23 protein-coding genes are annotated in these 19,359 nt (G+C 65.3%); 18 read left to right on the top strand and 5 right to left on the bottom strand.

Going from position 1 to position 19,359, the window contains the following annotated elements; genetic code table 11:
- Window positions 1–7: 7 nt before the first annotated feature.
- A complete protein-coding gene (plsY, locus tag VIL42_10330; GenBank protein HEY8593244.1) occupies window positions 8–607 on the bottom strand; it encodes a glycerol-3-phosphate 1-O-acyltransferase PlsY in 600 nt (199 codons plus the stop codon).
- A gap of 70 nt (window positions 608–677) precedes the next feature.
- Between plsY and murI the strand changes: the two genes are divergently transcribed.
- The gene (gene murI / locus VIL42_10325) at window positions 678–1,466 is read left to right on the top strand and encodes a glutamate racemase (protein ID HEY8593243.1); all 789 of its coding nucleotides are present in this window, start codon (window positions 678–680) and stop codon (window positions 1,464–1,466) included.
- Between the two features lie 122 nt (window positions 1,467–1,588).
- Window positions 1,589–2,800 carry a 5-aminolevulinate synthase gene (gene hemA / locus VIL42_10320; GenBank protein ID HEY8593242.1) on the top strand — a complete coding sequence of 404 codons (1,212 nt, stop codon included), beginning with the start codon at window positions 1,589–1,591 and terminating at the stop codon, window positions 2,798–2,800.
- Here hemA and VIL42_10315 read toward each other — a convergent pair.
- Complete coding sequence (locus tag VIL42_10315; GenBank protein HEY8593241.1) at window positions 2,797–3,360, bottom strand: DUF1579 domain-containing protein; 564 nt, start codon at window positions 3,358–3,360, stop codon at window positions 2,797–2,799. The two genes, hemA and VIL42_10315, sit on opposite strands and share 4 nt — an antisense overlap.
- A gap of 98 nt (window positions 3,361–3,458) precedes the next feature.
- Here VIL42_10315 and VIL42_10310 point away from each other — a divergent pair, with 98 nt between their 5' ends.
- Genes VIL42_10310 through VIL42_10290 form a run of 5 tightly spaced genes read left to right on the top strand, consistent with a single transcriptional unit; the run spans window position 3,459 to window position 7,277 of the window.
- On the top strand, window positions 3,459–4,229 hold the full coding sequence (locus VIL42_10310) for a hypothetical protein (GenBank protein HEY8593240.1): 771 nt from the start codon (window positions 3,459–3,461) through the stop codon (window positions 4,227–4,229).
- Window positions 4,230–4,279: 50 nt separating this feature from the next.
- Entirely contained in the window at window positions 4,280–4,726 is a 447-nt protein-coding gene (gene rpiB, locus VIL42_10305) for a ribose 5-phosphate isomerase B (protein ID HEY8593239.1), read from the top strand.
- Window positions 4,726–6,045, top strand: a complete 1,320-nt coding sequence (gene glyA / locus VIL42_10300; GenBank protein HEY8593238.1) for a serine hydroxymethyltransferase — start codon at window positions 4,726–4,728, stop codon at window positions 6,043–6,045. Before rpiB ends, glyA begins: the two co-directional genes overlap by 1 nt.
- Before the next feature lie 12 nt (window positions 6,046–6,057).
- Window positions 6,058–6,552: a transcriptional regulator NrdR gene (gene nrdR / locus VIL42_10295; protein HEY8593237.1), complete on the top strand. Its 495-nt coding sequence runs from the start codon at window positions 6,058–6,060 to the stop codon at window positions 6,550–6,552.
- Window positions 6,549–7,277, top strand: coding sequence for an RNA methyltransferase (locus VIL42_10290; GenBank protein HEY8593236.1), 729 nt, complete (start codon window positions 6,549–6,551; stop codon window positions 7,275–7,277). Before nrdR ends, VIL42_10290 begins: the two co-directional genes overlap by 4 nt.
- On the opposite strand, the gene VIL42_10285 is transcribed toward VIL42_10290, so the two are convergent.
- Entirely contained in the window at window positions 7,274–9,046 is a 1,773-nt protein-coding gene (locus tag VIL42_10285; GenBank protein HEY8593235.1) for a PDZ domain-containing protein, read from the bottom strand. The genes VIL42_10290 and VIL42_10285 overlap by 4 nt on opposite strands.
- 217 nt (window positions 9,047–9,263) lie before the next feature.
- Between VIL42_10285 and rpsD the strand changes: the two genes are divergently transcribed.
- The 4 genes from rpsD (at window position 9,264) to VIL42_10265 (ending at window position 12,203) form a co-directional block, all read left to right on the top strand.
- Entirely contained in the window at window positions 9,264–9,878 is a 615-nt protein-coding gene (gene rpsD, locus VIL42_10280; protein HEY8593234.1) for a 30S ribosomal protein S4, read from the top strand.
- A gap of 163 nt (window positions 9,879–10,041) precedes the next feature.
- Window positions 10,042–10,467, top strand: a complete 426-nt coding sequence (locus tag VIL42_10275) for a methyltransferase domain-containing protein (protein ID HEY8593233.1) — start codon at window positions 10,042–10,044, stop codon at window positions 10,465–10,467.
- A 618-nt stretch (window positions 10,468–11,085) separates the two neighbouring features.
- Window positions 11,086–12,063 carry an ATP-binding cassette domain-containing protein gene (locus VIL42_10270; GenBank protein HEY8593232.1) on the top strand — a complete coding sequence of 326 codons (978 nt, stop codon included), beginning with the start codon at window positions 11,086–11,088 and terminating at the stop codon, window positions 12,061–12,063.
- Window positions 12,060–12,203, top strand: a complete 144-nt coding sequence (locus VIL42_10265; GenBank protein ID HEY8593231.1) for a hypothetical protein — start codon at window positions 12,060–12,062, stop codon at window positions 12,201–12,203. The genes VIL42_10270 and VIL42_10265 overlap by 4 nt, the downstream gene beginning before the upstream one ends.
- Window positions 12,204–12,210: 7 nt before the next feature.
- Here VIL42_10265 and VIL42_10260 read toward each other — a convergent pair whose 3' ends face one another.
- Window positions 12,211–12,624 carry a hypothetical protein gene (locus tag VIL42_10260; protein HEY8593230.1) on the bottom strand — a complete coding sequence of 138 codons (414 nt, stop codon included), beginning with the start codon at window positions 12,622–12,624 and terminating at the stop codon, window positions 12,211–12,213.
- Window positions 12,625–12,670: 46 nt separating this feature from the next.
- Here VIL42_10260 and dapF point away from each other — a divergent pair, with 46 nt between their 5' ends.
- The 6 genes from dapF to VIL42_10230 are packed head-to-tail and all read left to right on the top strand — an operon-like array spanning window position 12,671 to window position 17,852.
- A complete protein-coding gene (gene dapF, locus VIL42_10255) occupies window positions 12,671–13,471 on the top strand; it encodes a diaminopimelate epimerase (GenBank protein HEY8593229.1) in 801 nt (266 codons plus the stop codon).
- Complete coding sequence (locus tag VIL42_10250; protein ID HEY8593228.1) at window positions 13,468–14,628, top strand: MiaB/RimO family radical SAM methylthiotransferase; 1,161 nt, start codon at window positions 13,468–13,470, stop codon at window positions 14,626–14,628. Before dapF ends, VIL42_10250 begins: the two co-directional genes overlap by 4 nt.
- Window positions 14,625–15,542: a signal recognition particle-docking protein FtsY gene (ftsY, locus tag VIL42_10245; GenBank protein HEY8593227.1), complete on the top strand. Its 918-nt coding sequence runs from the start codon at window positions 14,625–14,627 to the stop codon at window positions 15,540–15,542. The genes VIL42_10250 and ftsY overlap by 4 nt, the downstream gene beginning before the upstream one ends.
- Entirely contained in the window at window positions 15,539–16,153 is a 615-nt protein-coding gene (locus VIL42_10240) for a septation protein A (protein ID HEY8593226.1), read from the top strand. The genes ftsY and VIL42_10240 overlap by 4 nt, the downstream gene beginning before the upstream one ends.
- A complete protein-coding gene (locus VIL42_10235) occupies window positions 16,150–17,094 on the top strand; it encodes an ABC transporter ATP-binding protein (GenBank protein HEY8593225.1) in 945 nt (314 codons plus the stop codon). The genes VIL42_10240 and VIL42_10235 overlap by 4 nt, the downstream gene beginning before the upstream one ends.
- Window positions 17,091–17,852 (top strand): ABC transporter permease, encoded by a 762-nt coding sequence (locus tag VIL42_10230; protein ID HEY8593224.1) that lies wholly within the window; start codon window positions 17,091–17,093, stop codon window positions 17,850–17,852. Before VIL42_10235 ends, VIL42_10230 begins: the two co-directional genes overlap by 4 nt.
- Window positions 17,853–17,856: 4 nt before the next feature.
- On the opposite strand, the gene VIL42_10225 is transcribed toward VIL42_10230, so the two are convergent.
- Complete coding sequence (locus VIL42_10225) at window positions 17,857–18,507, bottom strand: superoxide dismutase (GenBank protein ID HEY8593223.1); 651 nt, start codon at window positions 18,505–18,507, stop codon at window positions 17,857–17,859.
- Between the two features lie 199 nt (window positions 18,508–18,706).
- Between VIL42_10225 and VIL42_10220 the strand changes: the two genes are divergently transcribed.
- A complete protein-coding gene (locus VIL42_10220) occupies window positions 18,707–19,354 on the top strand; it encodes a PilZ domain-containing protein (GenBank protein ID HEY8593222.1) in 648 nt (215 codons plus the stop codon).
- Window positions 19,355–19,359: the final 5 nt, after the last annotated feature.

Raw genomic sequence — 19,359 nt, 5'->3', positions numbered from 1 at the left:
AGCAGCCTCAGGCGGTCGACGAGGTCTTCGATCCTATGCGTGGCTCGGTTCCTTTCCGAAGGCGGAGGATGTTCTCGCGATGCTTCCAGAGGACGAGCAAAGCGAAACCGAGCAGCAGGGTGAAGTAGCGAGGGTCGAGTAGAAGTGCGGCGATTGGCGCGCTGATCGCGGCCGTCATTCCCGCGACTGACGAGATTCGGATCGTCAGCAGCAGGAGGATCCAGATGGCGGCGTAGATGAGCGCAGCCGGCCACAGCAGCGCGATCAGAACGCCGAGGAGCGTGGCGACGCCCTTGCCGCCCCGGAAGCCAAGCCAGACCGGATAAAGGTGCCCGATGAATGCGCCGGCCGCTGCGAAGGGCTGCGCTTCATAACCGAAGAGGAGTCGCGCGGCGGCGATCGCGACCGTAGCCTTGAGCATGTCGAGGATCAGAGTCATCGCCGCCAGCGGCTTGCTGCCGGTGCGCAACACGTTGGTCGCGCCGATATTACCCGACCCGATCTTGCGGACGTCGCCGCGCCCAGTGAACCGCGTCAGGATCAGCCCAAAGGGGATCGACCCGAGCAAATAGCCGAGCGCCAGCGCGAAGAGCATCTCCCGGGTCATGGCCCGTGAGTAGCAAACCGCGGCCGTGGTGCAACTTGCAGCCCGCGACGGGGCACGCCACAGAGCGGCCGTGGATCCAGCCTCCCCCATCCTCTTCTTCGATTCCGGCGTCGGCGGGCTTTCCGTGTTGCGGCCGACGCTCGATCTGCTGCCAACCGCGCCGATCGTCTACGCGGCGGACAGCGCCGGCTTCCCCTATGGCAAGCGCAGCGAAGCCGAGATCGCGAGCCGCGTGCCGGCCCTCCTCGGCCGCCTCGTCGAGCGGTTCCAGCCGCGCCTCGCCGTCATCGCCTGCAACACCGCCTCGACCATTGCGCTCGACCATGTCCGCTCGGCGCTCGACGTGCCGGTGGTCGGCACTGTGCCCGCGATCAAGCCTGCGGCCGAGATGTCGAAGAGCCGCGTCATCGGCGTGCTCGGGACCGAAGCGACCGTCCGCCAGCCCTATGTGGACGATCTCGCGGCACAATTTGCGTCCGATTGCACCATCGTCCGCCATGGTTCCCCCGAGCTGGTGGAGCTGGCCGAAGCGAAGCTGGGCGGTGACGAGGTCGGAATCGACGATGTACGCGCAGCCGCCGCGCCGATGTTCGAGGCTGCCGCGGGCGACCGCATCGACACCGTCGTTCTTGCCTGCACTCACTTCCCGCTGCTCGAGCAGGAGCTTGGCGCGGCTTACCCAGACATTTTCTATGTCGACGGCGGGGCAGGAATTGCCCGGCGGATCGCCTGGCTGACCCGTGAGCAGGCGTGGCCTGCCGGTGCCACGCCGGGGGTTATGCTCTTCACCTCCGACGTGCGCACGCCCTCGCTTGCAGCGCTCGCAAGCTACGGTATCGGCGAGGTGAAGCGGCTCTGAGGCGCTTAGTTGCGAGTCGTTCGCAATGGCATTCCCCGACGGGCAAAGGTAAATGCCCGGCCCAGCGGAGATAAGGGAAAGCCCGTAGCGGCAGCAGAGCGCGGGGCGGGTAAAACGGCACGATGGACTACGAGCGCATTTTCAAGTCGGCGATCGACCGCCTTCATGACGAGGGACGGTACCGGGTGTTCGTCGACATCCTGCGCACCAAAGGCAGCTTCCCCAACGCGCACTGCTTCGGCGGCAACGGGCCAAAGCCGATCACCGTCTGGTGCTCAAACGACTATCTCTGCATGGGTCAGCATCCGGCGGTCGTCGAAGCGATGGAGACCGCCCTCCACGAGGTCGGCGCGGGGTCCGGGGGCACCCGCAACATCAGCGGCAACACGCATTATCACACCGAGCTCGAAGCGGAGCTCGCAAGCCTTCACGGCAAGGAAGGCTCGCTCCTCTTCACGTCCGGCTACGTGTCGAACGAGGCGGCGCTGTCGACGCTCGGCAAGCTGCTTCCGGGGTGCGTGATCTTCTCCGACGAGCTCAACCACGCCTCGATGATCGCCGGGATCAAGAATTCCGGCTGCGAGAAGCGCGTGTTCCGCCACAACGACCTCGAGCATCTCGAGGAGCTGCTCGCAGCCGAGGACGCCGCCGCGCCCAAGCTGATCGCCTTCGAAAGCGTCTATTCGATGGACGGCGACATCGCGCCGATCGCTGCGATCTGCGATCTCGCCGACAAGTACAACGCTCTCACCTACCTCGATGAAGTGCACGCGGTCGGCATGTACGGCGAACATGGCGGCGGCATTTCCGAGCGCGACGCCGTCGCCGACCGGCTGACCATCATCGAAGGCACGCTCGGCAAGGCGTTCGGCGTGATGGGCGGCTATATCGCTGCCGACAAGATGATCGTCGACTGCATCCGCAGCTACGCGCCGGGCTTCATCTTCACGACGTCGCTATCGCCGGTGCTGGTCGCCGGCGCGCTCGCCAGCGTCCGGCACCTCAAGGCCCGCGACGAGGAGCGGAAGGCGCAGCAGGACGCCGCGGCCGCGCTCAAGGCGAAGTTCGCGGCGGCCGGCCTGCCGCTGATGGACAGCGTCACGCACATCGTGCCGCTGCTGATCGGCTGCCCGGTCAAGGCCAAGCGCGTCAGCGACATCCTCCTCGCCGAATACGGCCTCTACGTTCAGCCGATCAACTTCCCGACCGTCCCGCGCGGCACCGAGCGCCTCCGCTTCACGCCCGGCCCGCAGCACAGCGCCGAGATGATGGACGAGCTCGTCGGCGCGCTGGTCGAGATCCTCAGCCGCGAAGAGATCCGCCTCGCCGCCTAACGCGGCTTGACGGCTCCGGCGGCCGGCCAGCTGGTCGGGCCGACTTTCCTGAGCTCCATGCGAAAGAAGGGCTGCGGCGCTTTGCCCTCGGCCACGCGCTCGCCGATTTCGGTCCACACGCCGTCCTTATGGTGCGCCGTGTAGCGGATGGTCATCGGCCCGGCTGGCACCGTCCATACGTAGCCGTCTGAGGTCGGCACGATCTCGAAGGTTCCGAAGCGCCCTTCCGCATGGCTCGACATCCGGTACTTCTTGCCGGCCGGATCGTAGCTCAGCATCGCGAGCGCATTGAAGCCGGTGCTTCCGTCGGCGCGATAGGCATGGCCCTCGATCAGTCGCACGGTGCCGGCCAACAGGGTCCCGCTCCGCTCTGTATGGGTGACGCGATGCTCCCCGGACGGGGTCTGGGTCACCGCTTCCCCGCGCCATTCGCCCGACGTCCAGTCGAACGCCTTCATCGCTTCGCGCTCGGCGGCCATCATTGCCGCAGGATCCTGCATCGGCTGCGCAGCAAGCGGCGTAGCGGCAGCAAGCAGCACAAAAGCAAGGCGAGTGTTCATTCTTGTTTCCTCCTGTGGATGCTGGCAGCAATTCCTCCGTGCCGCCGGCAGTCGCCCCATCGAGCGCGCCTCAAGCGCCGAATGCCAAGCGGGAATTCGTGAACCCCGCACGCCGGTTCGCGAAACGCGCCTTGCAGCTACCCGGCCTGCCTTTGATCGCTGCCTGCTCCGCCGCCGCGGTAGTGATCGCCACCTTGTCCGGGGCGTTCGGCACCGAATCCATCGCGCTCCCTCGGCGGTTGCTGTTCTGGACGCTGCTGATCGGACTCAACACGTCGCTGTGGGTGTGCTGGTTCACCTGGCGCGTGAAGAGCAGCAGCGACTGGTGGCGCGCCGCTCTGTTGGGCGCGCTGGTCATCAACTTTCCGATCCCCGCCGAAATTTTCCTGTTCCTCCGCCTCGCAGGCGGGGAGACGGCGAGCGACTGGCACCTGACCTGGCTGCACGCGGGCGCCGTCTCGCTCGCGATCCTGATGGCGGTGGTTACCGGCGCGCGCATGCTCCGCCGCCCGGACCCCGTCCCGCAGGTCAAGGGCAAGCTGTGGCGCGCCGGCGTCCGAGATCTCGCTGCGGTCACGGCGATCACGGCCGAGGACCATTATTGCCGCGTCTCCCTTGCCGACGGGTCGAGCCGGCTGCTGCTCGGCCGGTTCGCTGACGTGATTGCGGAGGCCGGGGACGTGGAGGGCGCGATCGTTCGGCGCGGTCATTGGGTCGCCGCGAGCGCCGTGCATGCGATCGAGCGCCGGGGCCGCGGCTGGGCCGTCGTCCTGCGCACCGGCGGGGAAGTCAGGATTGCGGGCTCAAGCGTGCAGCCATTGAAGGGCCGCGGCTGGCTCTCCAACAGCGGAGCGGCAGCCGCGAATTAGAAACACAAGCCCGGTGGCGTCGCACCGGCGGGAAGGCTAGGAGTTTCGGCATGCGCATCGCTCTTGCCGCCGATCACGCCGGGTACGTCCTGAAGGACGAGCTTGCCGGCTGGCTGCGCGACCAGGGGCATGAAGTGACCGACCTCGGCACCAACAGCGCCGATAGCGTCGACTACCCGCAATATGGGGCGATGCTGGCCAGAGCGGTCGCTGCCGGCCAAGCCAACCGCGGCATTGCCGTCTGCGGCTCCGGTATCGGCATTTCGATCGCCGTAAACCGCGAGCCCAAATGCCGCTGCGCGCGCGTCGATGATCCGGTCTCGGCGGCGCTTGCCCGCGAGCATAACGACGCCAACGTCCTCGCCCTCGGGGCACGGCTGATCGGCAGCGACATGGCGAAGGCTTGCGTGACCGCCTTCCTCGGTGCCGAGTTCGCCGGAGGCCGGCACCAGCGCCGCGTCGACCAACTTTCACAATCACTGCAGGAATCCGACTGATGGCCAGTGCCGCCGAGCTTGATCAGGACCAGAACTACCGCGTGCCGCACGGTTTCTTCAGCAGCGGGCTGAGCGACAAGGACTCCGCCGTCGAGGACGCAATCCGCGACGAGCTGCATCGCGAACAGACCCAGATCGAGCTGATCGCTTCCGAAAATATCGTCAGCAAGGCGGTGCTCGAAGCGCAGGGCTCCGTGCTCACCAACAAATATGCCGAAGGCTATCCGGGGCGCCGTTACTATCAGGGCTGCGCGCCGTCCGACGCCGTCGAGACCCTTGCCATCGAGCGCGCGAAGAAGCTGTTCGGGTGCGCCTTTGCGAACGTCCAGCCGCATTCCGGCGCGCAGGCCAATGGCGCAGTGATGATGGCCCTTCTGAAGCCCGGCGACACGATCATGGGCCTCAGCCTCGCCGCCGGCGGACACCTGACGCACGGCGCGCCGCCCGCGCAGTCTGGCAAATGGTTCAACGCGGTCCAGTACGGCGTTCGCGAAGAGGACCATTTGGTCGACTTCGACGAAGTATTGGCGCTCGCCAAAGAGCACCGGCCCAAAATGATCATCACCGGCGGATCGGCCTATCCGCGCCACTTCGACTTCAAGCGATTCCGCGAGATTGCTGATGAGGTCGGCGCGCTGCTGATGGTCGACATGGCGCATTTCGCGGGCCTGGTCGCGGCAGGCGAGCACCCGTCCCCCTTCGGCATCGCCGACGTCGTCACGACGACGACCCACAAGACGCTGCGCGGCCCTCGCGGTGGCATGGTCCTCACCGACAATGAAGAGATCGCCAAAAAGGTGAACTCGGCCGTGTTCCCCGGCCTCCAGGGCGGTCCGCTGATGCATGTCATCGCCGCCAAGGCGGTGGCCTTCGGCGAAGCGCTGCAGCCGGAGTTCAAGGCTTATGCGAAGGCCGTCATCGCAAACGCGCGCATGCTCGCCAACCGCCTGAAGGAGCGCGGCGCCGACCTCGTTGCCGGCGGCACCGACACGCACCTGGCGCTGGTCGATCTGCGGCCGCTCGGCGTGACCGGAAAGGACGCTGACGAGAGCCTCGAGCGGGCGGGCATCACCTGCAACAAGAACGGCGTGCCATTCGACCCGCTGCCGCCGATGAAGACCAGCGGCATCCGAGTCGGCTCACCCGCCGGTACCACCCGCGGCTTCGGCGAGGCCGAATTCCGCGACATCGCCGACATGGTCGCCGACGTGCTCGACGGGCTCAAGGAGAATGGGCTCGAGAATAACGGCGCCGTGGAAGCCCGGGTGAACGAGCGCGTCCGCGAGCTCTGCGCCCGCTTTCCGATTTACCAGGGCTAGTCAGGGCCAAGGATGCGCTGTCCCTTCTGCGCGCACGAAGACAGCCAGGTTAAGGACAGCCGCTCGACGGAGGACGGCGCCGCCATCCGCCGGCGCCGACAGTGCGAGGCATGCGGAGCGCGCTTCACGACCTTCGAGCGTGTCCAACTGCGCGACTTGACGGTCGTGAAGAAGAACGGCGAGCGCGAGCCGTTCGACCGCGACAAGCTGGTCCGTGCGATCGGCCATGCAACCCGCAAGCGCGACATCGATGCTGCGAAGATCGATCGCCTGGTCAGTGGCATTCAGCGGCAGATGGAAACCTCGGGGGATGAAGTCACCTCGACCCGGATCGGCGAAGCGGTGATGAACGGTCTCAAGGCGCTCGATCATGTCGCCTACATCCGCTTCGCAAGCATCTATAAGGACTTCAGCGATCCGGGCGACTTCGCCGAAATCGCCGGCGCTGTCCGCGAAGAGCCGGCGGAGGAGAAGCCCAAAGCTTCACCGCCGGACCGGCTGCTGTGAGCAGCGAGCCGAACAAGCCCGTCATCGTCCTCGTCCGCCCGCAGCTTGGCCAGAATATCGGCAAGGCGGCGCGGGCGATGCTGAACTTCGGGCTTACGGAGTTGCGTCTGGTGGCGCCTCGCGATGGCTGGCCAAACCCCGACGCCGGCCCCGCAGCGAGCGGCGCCGATCTCGTGCTCGAGCAGGCGCAGGTGTTCGCCACCACCGAAGAGGCGATCGCGGATTGCAGCCACGTCTTTGCCTCGACGGTCCGCCGGCGCGACCTCGTGATGCCCGTTGTCCGCCCGGACGAGATGGCGGACCGCATCACGGCGTCCTCGGAGCGGAGCGCCATCCTTTTCGGCGCCGAGCGGTCAGGCCTCGAGACGGAGGAAGTGGCGCTCGCCAACGCCATCGTGACAGTGCCGATCAATCCGGATTTCGGCTCTCTAAACCTTGCCCAGGCGGTGATCCTGCTCGCCTACGAATGGTCGAAGCGGTCGGAATTGGCGGTGCCTCCCGCCAAGGACCTGGAGCCGCCAGCGCCTCACACGGAACTCGAGGGACTGATCGGGCAGCTCAACGACGAGCTCGACGCCAAAGGCTATTTCCATCCGCCGTCGCGAACGCAGGCAACGAAGAACACGCTGCGCACCATCTTCACCAAGACTCGCTGGTCGTCGCGCGAGGTGAAGGCGATCCGCGGCGTGATCCGTGCGCTGGTTGGCCCGGTGCGCGGCCGCTAGCTTCCGTACGGCACGCCGAGCCAGCGCTGGAACAGCGCCTTCTGTGCGGCAGTCGGGCGTTCAACCTGAACGATCTTTGGTGAACCCCTTGAGGAGCCGATCTTCAGGACCTTCTGCATTAGCCGGTCGCGCCGAAAGTAGCTGATGCTGACCGTGTCGCCCGGCTTGCGCTCGGAGAGAAAGCTCTTGAACCGCGATTCGGTCAGCCGCTGGCCGTTGGCGGCCACCAGCACGTCGCCGGACTCGAACCCGGCATCCCAGGCGGGGCTGCCTTTCTGCACTGCGTCGATTTTCATCCAGCCGTCGGACGGGCTCACCCGCCAGCCGGCCCATGCCTTGGACGGCTCGGGATAGCTGAGCTTTAGCCCGACCGGCTGCAGCAAGGCAGCATAGTCAGGATTAGCAGGAGCGTGGATGTTGGCTGCCCACCACGCGTCCCAGGGCCGCCCGGTCAGGTCCTTGAGGATCGCCAGCACGTCGCTTTCCGTGAACCCGCGCGTCCCCACGCCGAAGCGCTTGTAGAGCTCACGATGGACGTCGCGGTACGACACCTTGCCGCCGGTCTGCTGAAGCAAGGCGATGTCGAGCATCCACGATGCGATGGCGCCCTGGTCGTAGATGTTCACCCAGGCGTTCTGCGACCGCTGCTGGTCCGAGGGAGAGATCCATTCGTCCCAGGAAGCGCCGGCGACCGACTGGACATGACGGCCGGGACGGTTCTGGTCGTCCCCGATAGCGTCGGCGAGCTCGCCCAGATAGTCGTTGAGGCTGACGAGCCCGGCGCGGAGCAGGAACGGACCGGTGAAATATTCGGTCGATCCCTCGTGCATCCAAAGCAGGTTGGAATAATTCTCCCTTTGATAATCGTAGGGCACCATCGCCGCGTCGCGGTAGGCCTTCACGTTCCAGGTGTGGATGAACTCGTGCGCCGCGGTCGAAAGGAAGGCGGTGTAGCGACCGCTCGGGCCGAAGATGTAGCGCGGTACCTGGATGACGGTCGAATTCTTGTGCTCGGTGGCGCCGCCAACGCCGTCGGTAGCATGGACCATGAAAACATATTTCTGGAACGGATACCCGCCCCAGATCGACGGCGCCTGCGCGACGATCTTCCTCAAGTCACCGGCGATCTTCTGCAGGTCGTAATTGCCCTCGCCCCAGACCGTCACCTGATATTCGCGACCGCCTTCGGTGAAGCTGGTCGCCTGTTCGACGCCGGTTTCGATCGGTGAGTCGACCAGCACGTCCCAATTGGGCGCGACGAATTGCTGCGGCGCCGGCGACTGCATGCCCGAAAAGCTGCGCCACCCCTGCGGCACCTGGAGTGCAACGCGCACGTCGTCGCCGCGATATTGGTCCGCGTACATGAGGACCGCCGAGGCATCGAGATATGCATGGCTGTCGTCGATGTGCCGGCTGCGGCTGCCCAGTTCATTGCCGTACAGTTCATAGCTGATCCGGACCGCGGTGGGCTGGGCCAAGCGAATGCGCCAGGTCGACTTGTCAATCTTCTCCGCCGCGAGGCGGTTGCCGTTCGCATCCGTCGCCGCGAACTGGCTGACGCCATTGGCGAGGTTCATGATCGTGTAGCGGCCGGTCCGCCAGGCCGGCATTTTCACATCGAGATACGGGCCCGACGTCACCGGGAAGGTCGTCGTCACCGTGGCAGTGTGGTGCTCGGGCGCGGTCAGGTCGATCGCATAATTGACCGTCGCTCCCGCGCTGCTCGCCATCGCCGCAGCCGCTACGCCGATCATCAACAGATATTTCATGCTCGTCCCCTCTTCAGACTGCTGCTTGCCGTGGAGCCGTCGGGCGCGCAAGCGAGTGGGCGGTTCAGGCGCAAAAACTTGACCTTAGCGCCTCCTCCGCCTAGTGGCGCGCCTTCGCAATTGATCCCGCATGCCCGGTGAAGCGGTGATCGCGTCCAGCAACTGGCTGGCCGGTGCGGTTCCGGGCACCTGAAACGAAGCAAATTGGAGACATACAGTGACGAAGCGCACCAGCGCCAAGTATAAGCTCGACCGCCGCATGGGCGAGAACGTCTTCGGACGTCCCAAGAGCCCGGTTAACCGCCGCGAGTACGGCCCTGGCCAGCACGGTCAGCGCCGCAAGGGCAAGCTCTCCGACTATGGCATCCAGCTCCGCGCCAAGCAGAAGCTGAAGGGCTATTACGGAGACATCACGGAAAAGCAGTTCAAGAAGCAGTATATCGACGCTTCGCGGATGAAGGGCGACGCCTCGCAGAACCTCATCGGCCTGCTCGAGCGCCGCCTCGACATGGTCGTCTATCGCGCCAAGTTCGCGCCGACGATCTGGGCCGCGCGCCAGCTGGTCAGCCACGGCCACGTCCGCGTCAACGGCGTGAAGTGCAACATCGCCAGCCGCCGCGTGAATGTCGGCGACGTCATCGAGCTCGGCTCGAAGGCGCAGGAAATGGCGCTGGTCATCGAGGCGCAGAGCCTCGCCGAGCGCGAGATCCCCGACTACGTCGTTCCGGACGGCACATCGAAGGTGACCTACACCCGCGTCCCGAAGCTGGACGAGGTGCCCTACCCGGTACGCATGGAGCCGAACCTCGTGATCGAGTTCTACTCGCGCTGATCCGGCCGAGCGATGGTTTTTGGAAAGGGCGGCCGATTGGTCGCCCTTTCTCGTTAAGCATGCTGGACAGCCGGTGCCGAGGGCTGCAGCCTCAAGTGGTGACGATCGACCGGGGAGCTCTGGCAGCGCTGCACAATGAGCGGTTCGCGGAGCTGCCGCTCGACTGCGGCACGCGCGAGCAGCGACGATTGTCGGCGATCTCGCCGACCCCGGGGTCCTCCCGGACGGAACGTTCGACTGCATCATCATCACGCAAACCCTCCACCTGATTTACGACATGGCGGCGGCGGTGAAGCAGTTGCGGCGCTCGCTTCGGCCGGGCGGCATATTGTTGATGACGGTACCGGGCATCACTCCGGTGCGCCCTGGCCGCGACTATAGTTGGCATTGGTCGGTGACCGAGGACTCCCTACCGCGGCTCCTTGCACAGGCTTTCGATCCCGCCGCCGTCTCCGTGGAAACCTTCGGCAATCTGTTCGCCGCGACAGCCTTCCTTCATGGCGCGGCTGTAGAGGAGATCCCGGCGGAAAAGCTCGACAGCTTCGATCCCGCCTATCCTGTGACGGTGGCAGCGCGCGCTGTCGCATGACGAAGCAAGCGTCAGGCACGAGAGTCCGGTCCGACCTGCGCGAAATCTTCGTGCACATGACGACGGCTCGCCGACGCCAGTTCTATCTCCTCCTGTTGCTGATGCTGGCCGGAGCAGTCGCGGAGCTCGCGACCATCGGCTCGTTGCTCCCCTTTCTGTCGCTGCTGACGGATGGGTCGGGCAGCGCTGCGCTCCGCGCAATCTTCGGCGAAAACGTCAGGCCGCTCGTAGGTGGCGCCTTAGTCTTTGCGTCCTTGGCGCTGGTTTCCGGCGCCATTCGTCTGCAGCTCGTCCACTCGGGCCAGGACTTCTCTTACGGGCTTGGCCACGACCTGACCATCGACATCCAGCGGCGCGTCCTGCTGCAGCCATATTGTTTCCACCTGGAGCGGAATTCGAGCACGCTCCTCGCCGCCATCGATCAGGTAGAAGTCTTGGTCTTCGACCTCATCCTGCCGGGGTCCAGGGCCTTACCGGCGCTGTGCTGTTACTGTTCATCCTGGTCGGCATGTTCTGGGTCAGTCCGCTCGTCGCGCTTCTCACGGCGCCGTCTGTATTCTCGTTTATGTCGCAGTCTCCGCACTCGCTCGCGCGCGGCTGAGCAAGAGCTCTGCGGTGATGAGCAAAGCTTTCGATTCGCGGCTGAAGGTCGCCCAGGAAAGCTTTGGCGGGATCAGGGATATCATCATCGACGGCACTGCCGAGCTTCATGCGCGTGCCTTCGAGAGCATCGACAAGGAGCTGACTGCAGCCCGCGCGGACACCGGCTTTATCGCTGCGGCGCCGCGCTACGTGATCGAAACCGTCGGTATCGTGATCATCGCCATTGCGGCGGCGTGGTATGCCGGCCGAACCGGTGGGGTCGCCGCCGCTCTACCGGTTCTTGGAGCCATGGCATTCGGGGCTCAACGGCTGTTGCCGGTTGTTCAGCAGGTCTATCATGGCTGGTCGACCGCGTCCGGATACCTCTCGGTGCTTGCCCAGGCCACCGACCTGCTGCGGTTGAAGGTCGATCCGAACGGCCCCAAGAACAGCGAGCCGCTTCCGCTGCGCCGGTGCATCAGCATCGAAGACCTGACCTTCACCTACAAGGGACGTGCCGACCCGGCGCTCGAGGCTGTGACCTTCGAGATTCCTGCGGGATCGGCGGTTGCCCTGGTCGGCGAAACGGGCAGCGGCAAGAGCACTCTCGCTGACCTGCTGATGGGCCTGCTCGAACCCGGCTCCGGCCGGATTACCATCGATGGAGTGCCGTTGATCGGCGAAACGCGGGTTCGCTGGCAGCGGAGCATTGCCCATGTGCCGCAGACGATCTTCCTGGCGGACAGCAGCATCGCTCGCAATATTGCGCTCGCCCTTGGGGACGACGCGCTCGACATGGACCGAGTGATCGAAGCGGCGCGGCAGGCGCAGCTACATGCGTTCGTCGAATCGCTTCCGGACGGATTTGACACGCTGATCGGCGAACGCGGCGTCCGCCTGTCTGGCGGGCAGCGGCAACGGCTTGGCCTTGCCGGGGCGATCTACAAGCAGGCGCCGGTGCTCGTCCTCGACGAAGCTACCAGTGCGCTCGATGAGGCGACGGAGGCGCGGTGATCGACGCGCTCGACGGACTGCGTCGTGAGGGACGCACGATCCTCATGATCGCTCACCGGCGATCGACGATCGCCCGTGCCGATATGCTCATAAGGCTCGACAATGGCCGTCTAGCAAACGTCGAACGGCTGCGGGCCTGACGCGCCCCTAGGCCTTCCCGCCGCCCGGCTTGCCGCCCCCGCCGCGCGGCTTGCCTCCGCCGCCACCTGGCTTACCGCCTTTCGGGGAACCAGCGCGGCCCCCGGCGCGCGGCCCGCGCGGAGGTCCACGTCGGTCGCGTTCCGGAACGCGGTCGAGCGGCCGCGATTGCTGCATCTGCTGGCGCGGCCCGACCGCATAGCCTTCCTTCAGGAGCTGGGTGAAGGCCGTGCGGGTGCTTTCCGCGATCGCGTCCTGGAGCTCCTTCGGAAGGTCGGCGAAAGTGACGTTCGGGTGGATCGCCTGCACGTCGCGGAGCAGCTGGTTCGGCAAGCCACCTGAGGCGCGCTTCAACGCCGCCAGCCCTTCAAGGACCGCGGAAAAGATGATCGATTGCATGACGTCGGTCGCGGCTCTCGCCATTGGTCCCTCGCTAGACTCGGCTCCTAGCGCTCCCTAAGTCGCGCCGATGCGGCGGCACTTCCACAAGATGCATGGTCTCGGCAACGATTTCGTTGTCGTCGATGGGCGAAAGGAGCCGTTCGACGTGGCGCCACCGCTCGCCAAGGCGATCGCGGACCGGCGCACGGGCATTGGATGCGACCAGCTGATCGTCCTGGAGCCGAGCGAAGCCGCGGACCTCAAGATGCGCATCTGGAACGCCGACGGCGGCGAGGTCGAGAGCTGTGGCAATGCCGCGCGCTGCGTCGTGCAGCTGACGGGTGCAACCCGCATCGAAACCGCCGGCGGGCTGCTCGGCGGCGAGCAGCTAAGCGGTGAGGTTGAAGTCAGCCTCGGAGAGCCGCGGTTTGGCTGGGACGAGGTACCCCTCGCCTATGCAATGGACACCGGTGCGCTTCCGATGCGCTGGGACGATCTCGAAGCCGGCATGGCGCTCAATGTCGGCAATCCGCACGTCGTCTTCTTCGTGGACGATCCGGATTCGATTTCGCTGGAAGAGCTCGGTCCAAGGATCGAGAATGATGCAATATTCCCGGATCGGGTGAACGTCAATGTGGCGCAGGTAGATGGTGACGGCATTCGCCTGCGAACCTGGGAACGGGGTGTCGGGCTGACCCTAGCCTGCGGCACCGGCGCGTGCGCGACTGCCGTTGCGGCGATCAAGTCGAAACGGGTCGCCTCGCCCGTGAACGTAACGATGCCGGGCGGATCGTTGACGATCGCCTGGGCGCCCGGTGAGCCGATCCGGATGCGAGGAACGGCCACCCATGTATTCGAGGGCGAGCTCGACCTTGAGGCGCTGCAATGAGCGTCGAAACGATCACGCTCGGTTGCCGTCTCAACTTCGCGGAGAGCGAGACGATCGCCCGCACCGCCCCTGCCGGGGAGCAATGGGTCGTCGTGAACAGCTGCGCCGTGACGAACGAAGCGGTGCGCCAGACGCGGCAGGCGATCCGGCGTGCGCACCGCGATAAGCCGGGCGCCAATATCCTCGTCACTGGCTGTGCGGCCGAGCTTGAGCCGGCTACCTTCGCGGAGATGCCGGGCGTAGCGCGGGTGGTGGGAAATGCCCGCAAGCTCAACAGCCTGGCCGCTAATGACGTCATGGCGCCAGCAGGGTTCCAAGGGCACGTCCGAAGCTTCGTCGCGGTGCAGACGGGATGCGACCATCGCTGCACCTTCTGCTCGATCTGGCAGGCGCGTGGGGAAAGCCGCTCACTAGCCTTCGAGCTGATCCGCGACGCTGTCGCGCGCGAGATCGACCGCGGCGCGAAGGAGATCGTGCTGACCGGCGTCGACATCACCGACTATGAGGGTGGCCTCGGCCTTTTGTGCCAGCGCCTGCTCGCTTCCGAACCACGGTTGCAGCGGCTGCGCTTGTCGTCACTCGACGGGGTCGAGGTCGACCCGCCACTATTCGAACTCATCGCCGGCGAGCCGCGCCTTCTTCCGCACTTTCATCTTTCGCTGCAGGCTGGCGACGACATGATCCTGAAGCGCATGAAGCGCCGCCACAGCCGCGCCGACGCGGTGCGCACCGTGGAGCGCATCAAGACGGCACGGCCGGACGCAACCATCGGTGCCGACCTGATCGCCGGATTTCCGACCGAAACTGAAGACATGGCCATCAACAGCCTGCAATTGTTGGAGGATTGCGACATCATCGCCGCTCACATCTTTCCTTTTTCGGCGCGCCCGAACACGCCGGCCGCACGCATGCCGCAGCTGCCACGCGAGCTCGTAAAGGCTCGCGCCGCACGCCTCCGGAACGCTGCTGCCGAGCGCCGCCGTCGGTGGCTCGACAGCCTCGTCGGCTCGGCCCGGCACGTGCTGATCGAGAACAATGCCAAAGGTCATGCCGACAACTTCGCCCCGGTGTCGATTCCCGGAACGGTCGGCGGAGAGACGGGAGTGGCGCAGATCGTTGGCCGGGACGGCGACACGCTTGTGGGAGCCTGGGCATGAGCTGGCTTGATCGCCTGCGCGGCGGCTTCAGCAAGACCGCAGACCGGGTCGCGGACAATCTGACCGGCCTCACCAGCCGCGCCGCGCTCGATACCTCGACTCTCGACGACATCGAAGAAGCCCTGATCGCGTCCGACCTCGGCCCCGAAGCCTCGCACCGGATCCGGGAAGCGATCGCCAGCCAGCGGTTCGAAAGGCTCGACGAGAGAGGCCTCCGCACGATCCTTGCCGAAGAAATCGAGAAGATCTTAGCGCCGGTTGCCAAGCCCCTGGAAATCACAGGCTTTCCGCGCCCGCACGTTATCCTCGTGATCGGCGTCAACGGGTCGGGGAAGACGACGACCATCGGCAAGCTCGGGCATTGGCTGAAGGGTGAGGATTATGGCGTCCTGCTCGCCGCCGGGGACACCTTCAGGGCGGCCGCGATCGAACAGCTGAAGATCTGGGGCGACCGGATCGGCGCACCCGTCATCTCCGGCAAGGAAGGGGGTGACGCGGCGGGGATCGTGTTCGACGGGGTCAAGCAGGCGACGGCAACCGGCGAGGACGTGCTGATCGTCGACACCGCCGGGCGGCTCCAGAACAAGACGCACTTGATGGACGAACTGTCCAAGATCCGCCGCGTGCTCGGCCGGCTGAACCCCGAAGCCCCGCACGACATCCTCCTCGTCCTCGACGCGACAACCGGCCAGAACGCCCTTGCCCAGGTCGAGGTGTTCCGCGAGACGGCGGGCGTGACCGGCCTGATCATGACCAAGCTCGACGGCACCGCGCGCGGCGGCATCCTGGTTGCCGCAGCCGAGCGCTTCGGTCTGCCAATCCATGCGATCGGCGTGGGCGAACAGGCCGACGACCTGCGCCCGTTCGACCCGCGAGCCGTTGCCCGCGCCATTGCCGGACTGCCGCCCGAATGAGCGACAAGTCCGAGCCGCAGGGCGGCGCCAAGCTTCTTATCGACCTTGGCCCCCTGCTCGTCTTCTTTGCAGTCAACTTCCTGGCGCCGGTCCCGTCGGTGCTGAAGATCTTCGTCGCGACGGGTGCCTTCATGGTCGCGATGGTCGCGGCGATGATCTTCTCGGCAATCCGCTACCGCCACATCTCTCCGCTCCTGTGGTTCTCCGGGATCATGGTCGTGCTGCTCGGCGGGCTGACGATCTGGCTGCACAACGAAAGCTTCATCAAAATAAAGCCGACGATCTATTATGCGCTGGTGTCGGGACTTTTGTGGTTCGGTCTCGCCACCGACCGCCCGCTCCTTCAGCGCGTCCTAGGCAGCGCCTATCCCGGGCTAGACCAGCGCGGCTGGGCCAAGCTGACGCGCAATTGGGCGATCTTCTTCGCCTTCATGGCGCTGCTGAACGAGGCGGTGTGGCGCAACAGCTCGACCGACTTCTGGATCGGCTTCAAGCTGTGGGGCGCGCTCCCGCTCACCTTCCTGTTCGCCGCCGCCAACATCCCGATGCTGATGCGGCACGGCCTGATGAAGGAAAATGCCGAGCTGGTTGAACCAGGACCTGTTGAATGAGCGATCCCATCCTGTCCATCCGCGGCCTTCGTAAGACCTACGGCACCGGCACCGACGCGCTGAAGTCGGTGGACCTCGACATCCGTCGCGGCGAGATATTCGCCCTGCTGGGCCCGAACGGAGCCGGCAAGACGACACTGATCAACATCGTCTGCGGCATCGTCACGGCATCGAGCGGTGAGGTGCTCGTCGACGGCAAGAATTGGCAGAGCGATTACCGGCATGCCCGCGAGCGCATCGGCCTGGTGCCGCAGGAGCTGACCAGCGAGGCGTTCGAGCCGGTGTGGAACACCGTCACCTTCTCCCGCGGCCTGTATGGCAAGCCGCGCAACGATGCCTTCGTCGACGATCTGCTCAAACGCCTGTCGTTGGGAGACAAGCGTAAGACGATCATGATGCACCTGTCAGGCGGCATGAAGCGGCGCGTAATGATCGCCAAGGCGCTGAGCCACGAGCCCGACATCCTGTTCCTCGACGAGCCGACCGCCGGTGTCGATGTCGAGCTGCGCCGTGACATGTGGGAGCTGGTGCGGAAGCTCCGCGACGACGGGAAGACGATCATCCTCACCACCCATTACATCGAGGAGGCGGAGGAGATGGCGGACCGCGTCGGCGTCATCAGCAAGGGCGAGCTGATCGCCGTCGACGAGAAGCGCGACCTGATGGCGAAAATGGGCCGCAAGACGCTGGAGGTGGTGCTTGCGGAGCCCTTGTCCGCGGTGCCGTCCGAGCTTGGCGACTGGAATGTCGAGCTCGGCGACGAGGGTCACATGCTGCGCTACCAGTTCGACAGCCACGCCGATCGCACCGGAATCGCTTCGCTGATGCGCCGGCTGGGCGAGCTCGGGATCGCGTACAAGGATCTGTCGACGCACCAGTCGAGCCTCGAGGAGATTTTCGTCGAGCTGGTCCATGGTGGCCGCAGCGGAGGCGCGAAATGAACTGGCACGGCATTTCCGCAATCTACCGGTTCGAGATGGCGCGCTGGAAGCGGACTTTGTGGCAAAGCCTGATCACGCCGGTGATCACCACCGCGCTCTACTTCGTCGTGTTCGGGTCGGCACTCGGGAGCCGCATGGCCGACATGGACGGCGTCAGCTACGGCGCCTTCATTGTCCCCGGCCTGACGCTTCTCTCAGTCTTCATGCAGTCGATCTTCAATGCCAGCTTCGGCATTTATTTTCCGAAGTTTACGGGCACCATCTACGAGCTTTTGTCAGCGCCAATCTCAAGCTTTGAAGCGGTCCTCGCTTATGTCGGTGCCGCGGTCACAAAGTCGGTCATCCTTGCGCTCGTGACGCTCGCGACCGCGCTGCTGTTCGTGCCGTTGCAGATCGACCATCCCGTCGCGATGATCCTGTTCCTGGTGGGGATCAGCGCCGGATTCTGCCTGTTCGGATTCGCGATCGGGATCTGGGCGCAGAATTTCGAGCAACTGCAGATCATCCCGATGCTGATCATCACGCCGCTGACCTTCCTCGGCGGCGCCTTCTACTCGGTGAAGGCGCTCGCCGAGCCGTTCCGCACGATCACGTTGTTCAACCCGATCGTCCACGTGATCAGCGGCTTCCGCTGGAGCTTTTACTCCGTCGCGGACGTGCCGGTATGGTTGAGCGTCGCGGTCACCCTTGCGATCATCGCCATTTGCATGGCGGTGATCGCGTGGATGTTCCGCACCGGCTACCGCCTCAAGCAGTAATCGCTCAAGCCGTAACGGACGCGTTCGCGCCTTCCTGGTCGGCGCGCTGCTCGCCGTTGCCGTCGAGGTTCTGGCCGACGAAGTCCCAGTTAACGATGTTCTGGAGCACCGTCGTCGCAAAGCGCGGCCGCTCGTTGCGGTAATCGATGTAATAGGCATGCTCCCACACATCGAGTGTGAAGAGCGGAGTCATGCCTTCATGGGCGACCGGGCTGTCGGCGTCGTGAAGCGACGTGATTCGAAGCGCGCCGCGGTCGAGGACCAACCAAGCCCAGCCGCTGGCGAAGTGGTTCACGGCTTCGGTATGAAGCTGCTCCAGCATCGTCGCGGTGGTGCCGAAACCGTCCTCGATCAGCTTGGCGAGCTTGCCTGTCGGCTGCTGCCCTTCTGCCGGCGCCAGGCACTGCCAGAAGAAGCTGTGGTTCCAGATTTGGGCGCTGTTGTTGAACAGCTTGTTGTTCCCCGAGCGGCGCGCCTCGCGCACGACCTGGGTCAGTGACGCGCCGCGAAGATTGGCGTCGTCCTGCAGCAGCTCGTTCGTCTTGTTCACATAGGCATTGTGGTGCTTGCCATGGTGGAACTGCAGCGTCTCGGCCGACATGTGCGGGGCCAGTGCGTTTTCGTCATAGGGAAGTGGGGGCAGGACAAAGGCCATCGCTACGGCAACTCCTCTTGGTTGTTGGGGGCTCCAACGCGTCGAAAGCGAGGAGCCGCGATTGCGCGTCCCCCTTCTGCCCTTTGGCCGCGGATGGCAAGAATCTGGTAAGTCTTGGCTGATAGGCATGAGCTCAGTGGGGCCGCCCGGACGTCCGTCCGGTTGGATGGGGCATAAGGTCGCTTCGTCGGAGCCGCGCATGAATGAAAACCAGGTCGAGACTACCGGCTATTCAATCTCCGCCGCCGCGCCGGCGCAGCCCGAGCGCCGCTCGGACGAGCGGTTCGTCCGGCTGCTGCGGGTCGGCGCAATCGTCGTGGATGGCCGGCGCGAGCTCTGCCTTATCCGAAATATCTCCGCGGGCGGGCTGATGATCCGTGCCTATTCCGAGATCCCGATCGGCGCCGCGGTCTCCGTCGAGTTCAAGCAGGGGAAACCCGTCAGCGGGATTGTGCACTGGGCGAAAGACGGGCTCACGGGGATCGGCTTCGACGCGCCGATCGACGTCCTAAGCCTGCTTGCGCCATCTGGCGGCGGGCCGCGCCCGCGCCTGCCGCGCATCGACATGGAATGCATGGCGTGGGTCCGGCAGGAGTCGGCGCTGATCCGCGTCCGAGCGACAAACGTATCACAGGGCGGCATCGGCATCGTCTCGCAACAACCGCTTGTGGTCGGGGGCGACGTGGTCGTGACCCTGCCCGGGCTTACGCCCGCAGCCGGGGTCGTCGCGTGGAGCTCAGGCGAAAGCTATGGAATCAGCTTCAACCGCGCGCTGGTGCTGTCGGAACTGGTGGACTGGCTTCAGGAACAGCAACAGCAGGAGCAGCACGCGCGGCTCGCCAGCTGAAGTCG

Source organism: Sphingomicrobium sp., from assembly GCA_036563485.1.
GTDB lineage: Bacteria > Pseudomonadota > Alphaproteobacteria > Sphingomonadales > Sphingomonadaceae > Sphingomicrobium.
The sequence above is the reverse complement of the archived record's forward strand: the minus strand, read 5'-3'. Positions and strand labels throughout refer to the sequence as shown.